Annotated in this window: 12 protein-coding genes; 3 read left to right on the forward strand and 9 right to left on the reverse strand. The window is 70.6% G+C overall.

Features of this window, described 5'->3' with window-relative positions:
• Positions 1–53 precede the first annotated feature (53 nt).
• Positions 54–974 (reverse strand): NAD(P)-binding domain-containing protein, encoded by a 921-nt coding sequence (locus AC07TY_RS02165; RefSeq protein WP_494784207.1) that lies wholly within the window; start codon positions 972–974, stop codon positions 54–56.
• 115 nt (positions 975–1,089) lie between these two features.
• Here AC07TY_RS02165 and AC07TY_RS02170 point away from each other — a divergent pair, with 115 nt between their 5' ends.
• A complete protein-coding gene (locus AC07TY_RS02170) occupies positions 1,090–1,815 on the forward strand; it encodes a TetR/AcrR family transcriptional regulator (protein ID WP_494784208.1) in 726 nt (241 codons plus the stop codon).
• Positions 1,816–1,822: 7 nt separating this feature from the next.
• Here AC07TY_RS02170 and AC07TY_RS02175 read toward each other — a convergent pair whose 3' ends face one another.
• From AC07TY_RS02175 to AC07TY_RS02185, 3 genes are all read right to left on the reverse strand, one after another.
• A complete protein-coding gene (locus AC07TY_RS02175; RefSeq protein WP_494784209.1) occupies positions 1,823–2,290 on the reverse strand; it encodes a TraR/DksA family transcriptional regulator in 468 nt (155 codons plus the stop codon).
• On the reverse strand, positions 2,287–3,324 hold the full coding sequence (locus AC07TY_RS02180) for a glutathione S-transferase family protein (protein ID WP_494784210.1): 1,038 nt from the start codon (positions 3,322–3,324) through the stop codon (positions 2,287–2,289). Before AC07TY_RS02180 ends, AC07TY_RS02175 begins: the two co-directional genes overlap by 4 nt.
• A 229-nt stretch (positions 3,325–3,553) precedes the next feature.
• Positions 3,554–7,051: a DNA polymerase III subunit alpha gene (locus AC07TY_RS02185; RefSeq protein ID WP_494784211.1), complete on the reverse strand. Its 3,498-nt coding sequence runs from the start codon at positions 7,049–7,051 to the stop codon at positions 3,554–3,556.
• Between the two features lie 303 nt (positions 7,052–7,354).
• Here AC07TY_RS02185 and AC07TY_RS02190 point away from each other — a divergent pair, with 303 nt between their 5' ends.
• Positions 7,355–8,731, forward strand: coding sequence for a glucose-6-phosphate dehydrogenase (locus AC07TY_RS02190; protein WP_199738176.1), 1,377 nt, complete (start codon positions 7,355–7,357; stop codon positions 8,729–8,731).
• A gap of 185 nt (positions 8,732–8,916) precedes the next feature.
• Here AC07TY_RS02190 and AC07TY_RS02195 read toward each other — a convergent pair whose 3' ends face one another.
• Both AC07TY_RS02195 and AC07TY_RS02200 read right to left on the reverse strand, forming a co-directional pair.
• Complete coding sequence (locus AC07TY_RS02195) at positions 8,917–10,773, reverse strand: glycoside hydrolase family 15 protein (RefSeq protein WP_494784212.1); 1,857 nt, start codon at positions 10,771–10,773, stop codon at positions 8,917–8,919.
• 60 nt (positions 10,774–10,833) lie between these two features.
• Positions 10,834–11,175, reverse strand: a complete 342-nt coding sequence (locus tag AC07TY_RS02200; RefSeq protein ID WP_123504773.1) for a DUF6504 family protein — start codon at positions 11,173–11,175, stop codon at positions 10,834–10,836.
• 165 nt (positions 11,176–11,340) lie between these two features.
• Here AC07TY_RS02200 and AC07TY_RS02205 point away from each other — a divergent pair, with 165 nt between their 5' ends.
• Positions 11,341–12,093, forward strand: coding sequence for an SDR family oxidoreductase (locus AC07TY_RS02205; protein ID WP_123504772.1), 753 nt, complete (start codon positions 11,341–11,343; stop codon positions 12,091–12,093).
• Positions 12,094–12,117: 24 nt separating this feature from the next.
• Here the strand turns inward: AC07TY_RS02205 and AC07TY_RS02210 are convergent, their stop codons facing one another.
• From AC07TY_RS02210 to AC07TY_RS02220, 3 genes are all read right to left on the reverse strand, one after another.
• The gene (locus AC07TY_RS02210; RefSeq protein ID WP_494784213.1) at positions 12,118–12,606 is read right to left on the reverse strand and encodes a GNAT family N-acetyltransferase; all 489 of its coding nucleotides are present in this window, start codon (positions 12,604–12,606) and stop codon (positions 12,118–12,120) included.
• Positions 12,607–12,671: 65 nt separating this feature from the next.
• Positions 12,672–13,679, reverse strand: a complete 1,008-nt coding sequence (locus tag AC07TY_RS02215) for an App1 family protein phosphatidate phosphatase (protein ID WP_123505170.1) — start codon at positions 13,677–13,679, stop codon at positions 12,672–12,674.
• Positions 13,680–13,792: 113 nt separating this feature from the next.
• Positions 13,793–14,497 (reverse strand): SOS response-associated peptidase, encoded by a 705-nt coding sequence (locus tag AC07TY_RS02220; protein WP_488626398.1) that lies wholly within the window; start codon positions 14,495–14,497, stop codon positions 13,793–13,795.
• Between the last annotated feature and the right edge of the window lie 9 nt (positions 14,498–14,506).

Raw genomic sequence — 14,506 nt, forward strand, 5'->3', positions numbered from 1 at the left:
TCGACGGCGATTGCGCAGATGCTCTGATCAGCACCTGTGTGATGGGGGTCAGCCTAGACCTGGCGTCCGTACGAGTCCAGAGTGGCCGACAGCGCCTCGGCCCACGGGGTCGCGGTGATCCCGAGCGCCCGCTCCGACTCGGCCGAGTCGACGAGGAACGGCGCTGTGAACTGATACGACATCGCCTTCACCTCGCGGATGAACGGCATCGCCAGCGCCATCGCGCCGAACACGACGCCCGGGTAGCTGCGGGCCGTTCCGTTCCGGCCGGTGATCGAGTTGACCTGGGCGACGATCTCGCGGCGGGAGATGCTCGTCGAGTGCGGGGCCATCCACGCGCGGCCGGTCTGGTCGGCGTCGGCTGCTGCGATCAGCGTGTCGACGACGTCGGGAAGGTAGGCCCACGCGTGCGGCTGCGTCGGGTCGCCGACGCACCAGGCTGTCCTGCCCTTCAGGAGCGGGCGGAAGAAGTTGCCGCCGATGTGCGCGTTGGCGCCGGCGCCGAGGCCGAAGTAGTCGCTGGCCCGGACCTCGGCGACGCGCAGGTCGCCGCGGCGCTCGGCGTCGAGCAGGCGGTTCCAGCCGGCGACGCGGATCATCCCCTTCTTCTCCGTCGTGGCGAGCGGGGTGTCGACGCCCATGACGCCGCTGCCCGCGCCGTACCCGTACAGGTTGCCCATGAGCACGATGCGGGCGCCGGTCGCCGTCGCGGCCCCCTCGAGAGCCGCGAAGATCGGCGGCCACTCGGCGGCCCACTCGGGGTAGGGCGGGTTGGAGCAGACGACGATCGTGTCGGCACCGCGAGCCGCCTCGGTGACGGCCGCGGCGTCTTTCGCGTCGAGCGCGATGGCGCCGGTGCCCGGCAGCTGCGTGCCACGGCGGGTCGCCACTCGGACCGAGTCGCCCCGGGCGACGAGCTTCGCGGCCAGCGGAGTGCCGATGTTCCCTGCGCCGATGATGAGGTGCGTGGCCATGAGTGCTCCTTGAAGTCGTTTAGAGAGCACTGCTCTCGGTCGATGAGACGACCGTAGCGCGTCTGCTGGGCGAATTGCAAGAGCACTGCTCTCATCACTGTGGCAGGATCGGCGCATGAGCCCCTCCGAAACCGGCGTCCGCGCGCGTGCCCGAGCCGAGACCACCGCCCGGGCACTCGCCGTGGCCAACCGCCAGCTCGGCGAGGTCGGCCCCGCGGCCCTGTCGGTGCGGTCCATCGCCCGCGAGCTCGGCATCTCGTCGTCGGCCATCTACCGGTACTTCCCCTCTCGGGACGCCCTGCTGACCCGCCTCATCATCGATGCCTACACCGACCTGGGGGCGGCGGCTGCGGAAGCGGCGGCAGTTCCTGCGGGGGCACCGCGATTTCGGGCCATCGCGAGAGCCGCCCGGAGCTGGTCGCTCGACAATCCGCACCGCTTCGCGCTCCTCTACGGCACTCCGGTGCCCGGGTACGACGCGCCCGCGGACACCACCGGGCCGGCGCTGACCGTGGCGTACCTGCTGCTCGACGCGCTGCTCACGTCGCCCGACGTCGTCTGGCCGCCGGTCAACGAGCGGCTGCGACCCGGGTTCGAGGAGCTGGCGTCGGCGCTGTCTCCGGCCCGGTCGTCTCTGCCGGCTGGGTCGTCTTCGATGACTGGGTCGTCTTCAGTGGATGCGCCCGCCGAGTCGATCGCCGCGGGGGTCGCGATCTGGACCGCGCTCTTCGGCCGGCTCTCGTTCGAGGTGTTCGGCCAGTACACGAACGTGGTCGCCGACCGCGACGCGTGGTTCGAGGCGTTCCTCGACGAGGAGCTCGGCCGGGTGGGGCTGCGGTAGCTCCGTTCTAGACGGCGTGCTCGATGCACCGGGTGGCCGTGGGCCGGGCCTCGAGACGGGCCGGTGCGATGGGGCGGCCGCAGACCTCGCAGACGCCGTAGGTTCCGGCGGCGAGTCGTGCGAGGGCGGCGTCGGCGGCTGCCATGCGCTCGAGGGTCGACTTTCGGATCGCCTCGAGCTGCGAGCGCTCGAATGCGATCGTCGCGCCCTCCGGGTCGTGCTCGTCGTCGACGTTCGACGACTCGCGGGCGTCGGAGACGGCCTCCATGTCGAGCAGGAGACGGTCGGCGAGGCGTCGTGCGTCGGCGCGGATGCCCTCGAGGCGGGCCTGCACGTCGGGGGACGCCTCGCTGTCGTGTGCCGAGCGGCCCACGTGTGCCGAGCGGCCGACGTGAGCCCTCTGGCCGTCGTGTGCCGAGCGGCTGCCGTCTGCCGAGTGGCTGTCGCCCGCCGCCTCGTCGTCGCGGGCGGTCACGCGGCGAGGATCGGAGGGACCTCTTCGCCGGGGCGTGGCGGCGGAGGCGGAGTCCCGTCGCCGAACGGGCGCCCGCCCAGCTCGTCGCGGCCGTGAGGTCGCAGCCACCCGCGCGGATCCGGGCCGGCCGGGACGATCCCCGTCGGATTGATGTCGCTGTGGACGATGTAGTAGTGCTTCTTGATCTGCTCGAAGTCGATGGTGTCGCCGAACCCGGGCGTCTGGAACAGATCGCGCGCGTAGGCCCAGAGCACCGGCATCTCGGTCAGCTTGTTCCGGTTGCACTTGAAGTGGCCGTGATACACCGCGTCGAACCGGGCGAGGGTAGTGAACAGCCGGATGTCCACCTCGGTGATCGTGTCGCCGACCAGGTACCGCTGGGTCTCGAGGCGCTGCTCGAGCCAGTCGAGCCGGTCGAACAGCCGCGTGTAGGCGCGCTCGTAGCTGCCCTGCGACCCGGCGAAGCCGGCGCGGTACACGCCGTTGTTGACGTCGCGGAAGACGACCTCGGCGACGTCGTCGATCTCGTCGCGCTTCCCGTCGGGGTAGAGGTCGGGTGCGCCGTCGCGCTGAAAGTCGGTCCACTCCGTGGCGAGGTCGAGCGTGATCTGCGGGAAGTTGTTGGTGACGACCTTGCCGGTCGGAACGTCGACGATGGCCGGCACCGTGATGCCGCGCGGGTAGCCGGGCGTCCGCTTCTCGAAGGCGTCCTTCAGGCGCTCGATGCCGAGCACCGGGTCGCGTCCGTCAGGGTCGAGGTCGAACGTCCAGGAGCGGGCGTCATGCGTCGGGCCGGGGAGGCCGAGCGAGATCGCGTCCTCCAGGCCGAGAAGCCTCCTCGAGATGACGGAGCGGTTCGCCCACGGGCAGGCCCGGGCGGCGACGAGGCGATAGCGGCCGGCCTCGACCGGCCAGCCGTCGACGGCGTCCTTCGTGATGCGGTCCTCGATGTAGTTGGTGTCGCGGGTGTACTCCTGGCCCGGGGTGACGTAGGTGCCGGGTTCGTCGGTGCTGGCCGTGCTGCTGTCGCTCATGCGGCTCACCCTACGCGCGGCTTCGGAAGGATCTGCGAGGTAGGCATCCTTGCGGGGCGGGCGTGCGGCGGGGATTCTCCTTGTGGGGCGTGCGCGGCGGCGTGGTTCTCCTTGTGAGCGGGCAGGGTGTCCTTCCATAAGGACTGCACGAACGACACGAACGACACGAACGACGTGGTCGACACGAACGACGTGGCCGACAGGGCGACACGGACGCCAGGCAGTCGGCTCAGGTGAGGACGTCGTGGCCGGCGGCCGCGCGGGTCGCCTGCCAGTCGCGCCACAGCGCCTTGAGATCCCACGCATTGTCGGCCTCGAGAGAGATGCCGCGCTCGCCGGTGCGGCGGGTGCGCCCCTGGATCAGCAGCAGCTTCGTGCCGAACAGGAGGGAGCCGGCGCGATTCTGGGCCTCCTCGAAGAAGGTGGAGTCGGAGCACCCCGAGCCGTCGTCGAGGCTGATGAACACGACCCGCTTGCCGCTGCGCATCGGCGGCGTCTGCGTGGCGATGCGGATGCCGGCGACGAGGACGGTGGTGCCGTTCCAGTTGTCGATGAGGTCGGCCGCGCGGATCACCCCGAGGTCGTCGAGCATGGGCCGGTAGCTCTCGATGACGTGCTCGGTGACCTCCATCGACAGGATGTCGAGCTCGCGGCTGATCCGCTCGTGCGCCGGCATCTCGGCGCTGCCCGTGGGGACCGAGGCCGAGTCGTCGACATCGAAGTCGAGCTGGTTGATCGTGTCGGCGGGCTTCGGACGCGATGCCCGGCTCGTCAGCTGCCGGATGCGCGCCATCACATCGCCCCGGTTGCGCCCGTCGCCTCCCAGCGAGTCGAGTGCGCCGACCTGGCCGAGCCGCTCGAAGAGCCGCCGCGAAGGCGTGGCCCGCTGGTAGAAGTCGGCGATCGACGTGAACGGGCGGTTCTCGAGGATCCGGGTGGTCTCGTGCTCGGTGATGCCCTGCACGTCGAGGAGCGAGAGGCGGATGCCGAGGTCGCCGGCGTAGGTGCGCGCGACGGGCGTCCGCGGGGGGCGCAGCCGCTCGACGTGGTAGACCTCGCTCGACGCGTTGACGTCGAGCGGCAGGACCGGCACGCCCATCCGCTTCGCCTCGGCGAGCAGCAGCCGCTTCGGGTACATGCCGGGATCGTGGGTGAGGATGCCTGCCAGGAACTCCGCCGGGTAGTGCGTCTTCAGCCACGCCGTCTGGTAGGTCGGCAGGGCGAACGCCGCACCGTGCGCCTTGCAGAACCCGAACGACCCGAAGCCCTTCAGCACGCCCCAGATCCGGTCGATCTCTTTGTCGGTGTAGCGCCGTCTGCCGTGCTCGTCGACGTTCGCGGCGGTCTTGCTGCGGAACTCGTCCTCGAGGTCGGCGCGCTTCTCCATCTGCCGGCGCATCTCGTCGGCCTCGGCGAGCGAGATGCCCATGGTCGCGTTGAGGATCCGCAGCACGTGCTCGTGGTAGATCACGACCCCGTAGCTGTCCTGGAGGAAGGGCGCGAAGGTCGGATGGATGTAGTCGGGCTTCTGGAACCCGTGCTTGGTGTCGAGGTAGGGCGCGACCATGTTGCCCTTCATCGGGCCGGGGCGGAACAGCGAGATGTCGGCGATGAGGTCTTCGTACTGGTCGGGCTGCATCTTGCCGATCAGCTCGCGCTGGCCCGGGCTCTCGATCTGGAACATGCCGAGCGTGTGCGTGGTGCGGATCGCCTCGTACGTCGGCTCGTCGTCGTGGGGGATCGCGTCGAGCTCGATCCGCCCCTGGCGGTTCACATAGGGCGCGTCGATCGGCAGGGCGCCGGCGAGGGCGGTGCGCGGACCGTTCAGCCGCTCGATCTCGCCGAGGGCGAAGGCCATCGACGACTGCATGCGCACGCCGAGCACGTCGAGCTTGAGCAGGCCGGCGTCGTTCATGTCGTGCTTGTCGAACTGGCTCATCGGCAGGCCCATGCCGCTCGGCTGCACCGGAGTCATGCTGAGCAGGTCGGAATTGCCCAGGATCACCCCGCACGGGTGCATCGAGATGTGGCGGGGGAGTCGGTCGAGCCGCTCGGTGAGGTCGACCAGCAGGTCGATCTGGGCGTTGGTCTTGACGAGGTCGGCGATCTGGCGGAGCTCGGGTTTCTCCGTGAGAGCCTTGCGCATGTCGCGGGCGTTCGAGCGCCAGACGTTGTTCGCGACGAGATCGATCTGGTCTTCGTCGAGTCCCAGCGCCAGCCCGGCGTCGCGGACGGCGCCGCGCCCGCGGTAGGTCGACTGCATCGACATCAGCGTGACGCGGTTGCTGCCGTAGCGGTCGAAGATCGCCCGGTACACCTCGTGCCTCCGGGCCGACTCGACGTCGATGTCGATGTCGGGCAGCGTCTCGCGCTTGTTGCCGAGGAACCTCTCGAACAGCAGGTCGTGCTCGAGCGGGTCGACGTTCGAGATCCGGAGCAGGTAGGTGACGAGGCTGCCGGCGCCCGAGCCGCGCGCGGCGTTCCGCACCCGCATGTCGCGCATCATCGCCGAGACGTCGGCGACGGTCAGGAAGTACCCGGCGAAGCCGAACGAGGTGATCGTCTCGAGCTCGTCGCGCATGCGCCGCTCGATCTGCTCGCGCTTGGCCATCGACGCGTCGCCGAAGCGCTCGGTCACCCCGGCCTCGGCCCGCCGCCACAGCACCTGGTCGGGGTCGCCCTCGACGCCGATCGCCGACAGCTCGGGCACCTTCGCGCGACGCCAGCCGAGGTCGACGTCGGGGTCGAGCCGACACCGGTCGGCGAGCTCCTCGGTGGCGGCGAGCATCTCCTCGGCCGCGCGGCGGTCGAGCGACGACGCGTCGGCGATCATCCGGGCGAGCGTGCGCATCGCGTCGGGGGTCTTGAGGAAGGCCTGGGCGTTGGGCTGCGGCTCGAAGCTGCCGAGCGCCGCGAGGTGCCCGGCGGCGTCGAGCACGTCGGCGGTGAGGGCCTCGTCGGGCTCGCGGTAGCGCACGGCATTGGTGAGCACCGCAGGAACTCGCCCGGCGTCGGCGAGCTCGAGCATCCGCGCGGCGTGGCGCAGGCTGCGGCTCTCGCCCGGCTCGGTGAGGTGGCAGACGACCTCGATGGCGACGCCGCCGGGCACCTCCGCCTTCCAGGCCTCGAGCAGTGCGGCCGCCCGGCCGTGCGCGCCGTGCGCCACAGCTCGTCCGACGTCGGAGTCGGGGCCGAGCAGCACCGTGCCGGTGGGGCCGTCGTCGCCCATCAGGAAGGCGCGGACCCGGGCGCGGGGGATCGTCGCCACGCTGTTCGCGCTGCCGTTGACCTTGCGTGTGGCGCGGCCGTGAGCCGCGCTGATGAGGCGGCAGAGGGAGGCCCAGCCGGCGCCCGGGCCGACCCCGACGGCGCCGCCGCCGTGGGCGAGGAACACGACGCGGTCGGCGTCGGCGGCGATGGGCGGGGAGCCGCTAGGAGGTCCGGCGGGATGCTGCCCTGCGGGGCGCTGCCCTGCGGGATGCCGCCCTGGGCTGTCGTGGTCGTCGGAGGAGGGGGTCGATACGCCCAGCTCGACGCCGACGATGGGATCGATGCCGAGCGCGCGGCACGCGCCGACGTGGCGGATCGCTCCGTAGAGGCCGTCGCGGTCGGTGATCGCCGCTGCGTCGGCGCCGTTCGAGGCGGCCTGAGCGGCGAGGTGGCCCGGCTGCGCAGTGCCGTAGTGGGCGCTGAACGCCGAGGCGACGTGCAGGTGCGTGAAGCTCATGGCCGCCCTCTTGTTCGAACGTGTGTTCGAACAGTGTAGGTCATTCGCCAGGCGGCGGGAGAGGGGTTTCCACAGGGCTGGTCAGGTGCGTACCGGAGTCGCCGCAGAGCAGTACGGTTGATGGTGGCATCGTGGCCACTCGCGCCCGTGCCCCTTCTCTCGCATCCTCGAACCTCATGGGAATGCCTGCCGGTCCGGTGTGTTGAGCCACGTGGACCACAGCTAGGTTCACCTCGAAAGGAAGTCCATGACCACCCGCACTGCGCCTTCCAGCGCCGCGACTCGCTCCGAGCAGACCGTCTGATGGCGGAGACGAGCACCCTCATCATCCTCGGCGCTTCCGGTGACCTCACCGAGCGCCTCCTCCTCCCCGGCCTCGCGAGCCTGCTCAAGAGCGACCGCGGCGTCGACGTGAAGCTGATCGGCACCGGCCGCAGCGAGCGCAGCCCCGAAGAATGGGACGACGTCGTCAAGACGGCCTTCAACGGCGATGCCGGCTCGGAGCTCGCCAAGAAGACCCTCGCCTCGAGCGAGTACATCCAGGGCGACCCGACCGACCCCGAGCACCTGAAGAAGCTCTTCGCGGCCTCCGAGGGCGAGCCGGTCATGTACTTCGCGCTCCCGCCGGCCATCTCGACGAAGGTCATCAAGGCCCTCGAGGAGATCGACGTGCCCGACGGCCTCCGGCTGGCCCTCGAGAAGCCCTTCGGCAGCGACGAGCAGGGTGCTCGCGAGCTGAACGAGGAGCTCCTCAAGGTGATCCCGGAGGAGCGCATCCACCGCACCGACCACTTCCTCGGCCGCTCGACCGTGCTGAACATGATCGGCCTCCGCTTCGCCAACCGCCTCTTCGAGCCGGTCTGGAACAGCGACAACATCGAGAAGGTCGAGATCTTCTACGACGAGGTCCTCGGCCTCGAGGGTCGCGCCCAGTACTACGACAAGGCCGGCGCTCTCGTCGACATGATCCAGAGCCACCTCCTGCAGGTGCTCGCCGTCATCGCGATGGACGCCCCGTCGTCGATCGACGCCGTCGAGCTCCGCAGCGAGATCGCCCGCGTCCTGCGCGCCACCTGGGTGAAAGACGGAGACCCCGTCGCCAACAGCCGTCGCGGCCAGTACGCGGCCGGCACGATCTCGGGTAAAGACGTCCCCGCGTACTCCGACGAGGACGGCGTCGACAACTCCCGCGAGACCGAGACGCTCGCCGAGGTCGAATTCGAGATCAAGACACGTCGGTGGGCCGGCGTGCCGTTCATCCTGCGCTCCGGCAAGGGGATGACCAAGGTCCGCAAGGAGGTGCTGATCACCTTCAAGCCGGTGCCGGCGCTGCCCGAGGGGCTCCAGGGCTCGTCGTCGCCCGACACGCTCAAGATCGAGATCAGCCCCGAGACCATCGAGCTCGGAGTCACGACCAACGGTCAGGGCAACCCGTTCCACCTCGAGAAGTCGACCCTGTCGACCGACCTGGGCAAGCCCGAGCTGACCCCCTACGGCGAGGTGCTCTCGGGCATCTTCCACGATGACCCCACCCTCTCCATCCGCGGCGACGTGGCCGAGCGGTGCTGGGCGATCGTCGCGCCGGTCGTCGATGCCTGGGAGTCGGGCGAGGTTCCGCTCGACAAGTACCCCGCCGGGTCGGCCGGTCCGGCCCACTGGACCACCTCGAAAGAGGCGTAGCCACCCGCTCGCGAAGCCCCGCCGAACCTGGTTCGGCGGGGCTTCGTCGTGCCGGGACCAGAAGCGGGGCGGCCCGGACCCGCGGGTTCGGCGCAGACCCCGTGGTCAGGCCCGGATGCCTGTCCGCGGCGCGGCGTATGGGCCGAACCGGGGTGTCCGGCCGCCAGGGTCCGGCGGCGGCCGGGTTAGGCCCGCGCCCGCCGCGCCTCGCCGCCGCGCGAATGCTCGATCGCCGTCTGGATGGCGTCGGCCGCGCGCACCAGCGCCAGGTGCGACAGGGCCTGCGGGGTGTTGCCGACGTGGCGCCCCGTCGCGACCTCGATCTCTTCGGAGAGCATCCCGACGTCGTTGCGAAACCCGACGAGGCGGTCCATCAGCGCGGTCGCGTCGTCGAGCCGGCCGCTGCGGGCGTACTGCTCGACGAGCCAGAACGAGCAGGCGAGGAACGGGTTCTCGGTGCCGGACAGCCCGTCGACACCCGACTGCGTGCGGTAGCGCAGCAGCAGGCCGTCGTGCAGGAGGTCGTGCTCGATCGCCTTCACGGTGCCGAGCATGCGCGGATCGTGCGCATCGACGTAGCCCACCTGCGACAGCTGCAGCAGGGAGGCGTCGACCTCGTGCGACCCGTAGTACTGCACGTAGCACCCGCGCTCCGCGTCGTAGCCGTTGGTCTCGATCTCGTCGCGGATCTTCTCGCGCAGGGCGAGCCACCGCTCGACGGGACCGTCGAGGTGAAACTCCTGCGCGCCTCGGACGGCCCGGTCGATGGCGGCCCAGAGCATGACGCGCGAGTGAGTGAAGTGCTGCTCGGGCCCTCGGATCTCCCAGATGCCGTTGTCGGGCTTCGACCAGTTCTCCTCGACGTGCTGGATCAGCGCGCGCTGGAGCGCCCACGAGTCGTAGGTCTCCTCGCTGCCGAGCTGGCGGGCCTCGTGGAGTGCGACCATCACCTCGCCGAACACGTCACCCTGATACTGCGTGTAGGCGCCGTTGCCGATGCGGACGGGCGAGGCGCCCTGGTAGCCGGGCAGCTCGTCGAGGGTGGTCTCGGCGAGGTACCGCTCGCCGCCGAGGCCGTACATGATCTGGACGTCGTCGGGATCGCCCGCGATGGCGCGGAGCAGCCAGCCGCGCCAGCCCATCGCCTCGTCGGCGTAGCCGTGCGAGAACAGCGCCTGCAGCGTCATCGAGGCGTCGCGGAGCCAGACGTAGCGGTAGTCCCAGTTGCGGCCGCCGCCGAACTGCTCGGGGAGGCTCGTCGTGGCCGCGGCCACGATGCCGCTGGTGTCTTCGTGGGTCAGGGCGCGCAGGATCAGGAGCGAGCGATGGACCGCCTCGCCGTACGCCTCGGGCGCCTCGGAGTGCGACGCCCAGTCGCGCCACCAGTCGATCGTCGTGTCGATGCTGGCCGACACGTCGATCGGCGCCGGCGGCTCGCGGTACGACGGGTACCAGGTCATCACGAGGTCGACGGTGTCGCCGGCCGTCACGTCGAAGGCGGCGCGGTGGGCGTGGTCGCTGGCCGTGAGCCTCGGCCCGCGGACGACGACCGCGTCGGGCCCGGCGACGGCGACGAGCGTGCCTCGGCCGGCGGTCTCGGCCTCGTGCGGCATGGACGAGTCGTCGGGCGGGGTGTCGTCGTCGAGCTGCCGGATCCACGGGATCGCCGTCGTGTAGCCGAAGCGGATGCGGAGGTCTTCGGTCATCGTGACGGTGCCCGAGATGCCCCGCACGCGGCGCACCAGGTCGGCTCGGCGGTCGCCGTACGGCATGAGGTCGGTGACCTCGACCTCGCCGGTCGGCGTCGACCAGCGGGTGACGAGCACGAACGTGTCGTCGACGTAGCGTCGGGTGGCAGTCGCGGTCGGGTCGGCCGGCGCGAGCAGCCAGCGACCGCTGTCGTCGTCGCCGAGGAGGCCGGCGAACAGGGAGGGGGAGTCGAAGCGCGGCAGGCAGAGCCAGTCGATGCTGCCGTTCCGGCCGACGAGGGCGGCCGTGTGGCAGTCGCCGATCAGTGCGTAGTCTTCGATCGCTAGGGGCATGCGCTCATCCAATCAGCCGATGCCATGAAAGCCCGCCGTGGCATGCTGAGGCGGGCCGGCTCACGCGAACAGCTGCTGGTCGATCTGGTCGTCGAACACCCCGAGCAGCAGCCACTCGCGGCTGATCGGGTCTCGCGCGAGGTCGAACGTGCCGTCGACCCGGTGCGCGCCGTCGGTGAGCGGCAGCGCGTCGACGCGCCAGACGTGCATCTCGAGCAGCTCGCTGCCGGAGCCGCGCGGGGCCCGCGTCGCGCTGCGCCACCAGGCCTGCCGGGTGATCCACACCTCGGGTGCGCTCACCACGCCGTAGACGACCCGCCGCCAGGTGAATCGGAGGGGCGTGCCCTCGTCGGTAGTCTCGACGGCGATCCGCTCGTCGATCCGCTGCGCGTCGATCCGCATGCTGGCCCCTCTGGCTCTGTTCGAAAGTATGTTCGAACTCTACGTCGCGCCTCCGACATTCGCGACCCCGCGACCAGAAGCCCCGAGCCGTGAGAAGGGACGGACTGCGAATCCCCGGCTGACCGCTCCCTTCACGTCGTCCGAGCGCGGCGCCACAGTAGAGACATGAAAACGACTGGAAACACCATCCTCATCACCGGCGGCACCTCGGGTCTGGGCCTGGGCCTCGCGCAGCGCTTCGCGGCGGCGGGTAACACCGTCGTCGTGGCCGGACGCCGCACGGCGCTCCTGGCCGAGATCGAAGCGGAGAACCCGGGGATCACGGGCCTCGAGATGGACGTCGCAGTTCCTGCGTCCATTCAGAACGGGTTCGAGACGATCACCGCGAGCCACCCCGACCTCAACGTCGTCATCACGATGGCCGGCATCATGCAGCCCGAAGACCTGACGACCGCGGGCTTCCTCGAGACGGCCGAGGCGACCATCACCACGAACCTGCTCGGCACGATCCGGACCGTCGCGGCGTTCACCGAGTTCTTGCAGGGCAGGCCCGACGCCGCGTTCATGACCGTCTCGTCGGGACTCGCCTTCGTGCCGCTCGCGATGACGCCGACCTACAACGCCACGAAGGCCGCGGTGCACTCGTTCACCGAGATCCTGCGCCTGCAGCTCGCCGAGTCGGGCGTCGAGGTGCTCGAGCTGATCCCGCCGGCAGTTGCGACGACGCTGCTCGGTCAGGACGAGGACACCAGCGGCCGGGCCATGCCGGTCGACGAGTACCTCGACGAGGTGTTCGAGATCCTGAGCACGCGGCCCGACGAGAAGCAGGTCATGGTCGAGCGGGTCAAGATGCTGCGCTTCGCCGAGGTCGACGGCGCCTACGACCGGGTGCTGCACATGCTCGCCGGCTCGCACTGATCCGCCTCGCATCGGCGGCCCCGGTCAGCCGAAGGTCGTGCCGAGCACGGTGCGCCACCCCGTCGTCCCGAGCTCGCGCAGCCCAATCTTCTCGGCCACCCGCCGTGAGGCCGTGTTCGCCGGATCGATGATGGCGACCAGCTCCGCGGCCCCCAGCTCGTCGCGCGCGAGATCGCGGCACGCTCCCGCGGCCTCCGTGGCGAGCCCCCGGCGCAGGAACTCGGTGCCCACGTGGTACCCGACCTCGAGCCGGAGCACCCCGTCGACGTCCTGCCACGTCAGCCCGCAGTCTCCGACGAAGGCTCCGCCGTGCGTCTCGATGATCCAGAGTCCGTAGCCGTGCTCGGCGTAGTTGCGCTGGCTCCAGGCGATCCACGCGGCGGCCTCGTCGCGCGTCTTCGGCGCCGGGTAGAACTCCATCACGCGGGGGTCGCCGAGCAGGCCGGCCATGGCGTCGAGGTCGGCGGCGCCCATCTCGCGGAAGCGCAGGCGCAGGGTCGGTCGGGGGAGCACTCGTCGACGATACCGGCCGGGCCCGGCGGCCCGGCGGGCGTGGTGCGAAGCCGACGGCGAGAGCGCTACGCCCCGCCGACCATGCCCTTCTCGACGAGCTGGTCCCAGATGCCGGCACCGTCGGGCGCGTAGATCCACGGCGTCTTCGTGGTGCGCTCGTGCTCCTCGGCCCGCGAGCGGCCTCCGGCGAAGACGGCCTCGGTCGACGACAGCTGGCGGATGGCCACGCCGGCGACGTTCGACGGGTGCTCCGCGAGGAAGTTGCCGTAGGTGTCCTCGTCGTGCTGGCCGTCGTCGCCGACGAGCAGCCACTTCATCTCGGGGAACTCGGCGGCGATGCGCCGCAGGGTCTGGTACTTGTGCTGGCGGCCGCTGCGGAACCAGCGATCGTGCGTCGGCCCCCAGTCGGTCAGCAGCAGCGGGCCCCGCGGGTAGAAGTTGCGGGTCAGGAACCGGTTGAGCGTCGGCGCCACGTTCCAGGCGCCCGTCGACACGTAGATGACGGGGGTGCCGGGCGCCGAAGCACGGAGGCGCTCGTAGAGCACCGCCATCCCGGGCACGGGTCGGCGCGCGTGCTCGTCGAGCACGAAGGTGTTCCAGGCCGCGAGGAACGGCCGGGGCAGGGCCGTCACCATGACGGTGTCGTCGATGTCGGAGATGATGCCGAACTTGACGGCGGGGTCGATCACGAAGACGGGCGCGTGCACCTCGAGCGATCCCTCGGTGCGCAGCACGATCGAGTGCCAGCCCGGCTGGAGGTCGACCTCGATGCGCGTGTCGACGACCCCGCCGCGGTCGGCGGTCATGTGGTGCGTGACCCCGTCGATCACGGCGTCGACCACGACCTCGTTGATCGGCACGCTCGTGAAACTGCGCCAGCCGCGCACGTGGGTGTGCCCGGTCGACAGCTTCTCTCCCTCCTTGGTCAGGAGCACGCGGCAGAGCACGCGGATCCAGCCGGGAGCGCCGTAGCCGGTGTACGGCACGATGGTCGGGATCAGGCCGCGTCGGCGGGCGTTCTGCTCGCGGAACTCGTGGATCGCGTCTTCCATCCGCGCGGCTCGGTGCAGCATCGGCTCGACGCTCTGCGCGACCACCGCCTGCGCGTTCGACCCGAACGCGGCGGGAGGCGCGGAAGAGGCTTTGCGGTGACCCGGCATGCCCTCATTGTGGCATGCCCGCCCCCTCACTCCGTGGGCGGCGGCGTCCCGTGCGGTCCGTCCGTCGGCTCGATGCGCACGCGGGCGGCGTGCTGCTCCGCCTCGCCGGCGATGCCCTCAAGCAGGTCGGCGTCGCCCTCGGTGTGCGGGTCGAGCCAGTCGTCCATGATGTCGGCGCCGACGAACACCGGCATCCTGTCGTGGACCCCCCGGAGCGGTCCGGTCGAGTCGCGCGTGAGGATCGTGGTGCTGAGCACCCAGCGCGACGGGTCGTCCGGAGCCTTCTTCGGGTCGCGCCACCACTCGTAGAGCGCGGCGAACAGCATGAGCTCGTCGTCGGGCAGCGAGATCGACATCGGCACCTTCGCGCCCTCGGGGCCGGTCGTCCACTCGTAGTAGCTCGACGCCGGAACGATGCCCCGTCGCGAGACGACGGCGTCGCGGAACGTCGGCTTCTCGGCCGCCGTCTCGACCCGGGCATTAAACGCCCGGGCGCCGACGGCCGGATCGTCGGCCCACGCCGGGATCAGCCCCCACCGGGCGGAGGCCAGGCGGCGCACCGGGGGCCCGCCGGCATCCTCGCCGCGAGGCGCGGCATCGACGATCAGACTCACCGGCGCGGTCGGAGCGATATTCCAGGAAGGCTCTGGAAGAGTATCTCCCGTCACGTCGACGTCGAAGAGGGCCACCAGGTCGCTCGAGGCGCGCGACATCACGAATCTTCCGCACATGACCACAAG

It is taken from the genome of Frondihabitans sp. GW821-FHT04F02, assembly GCF_059420045.1.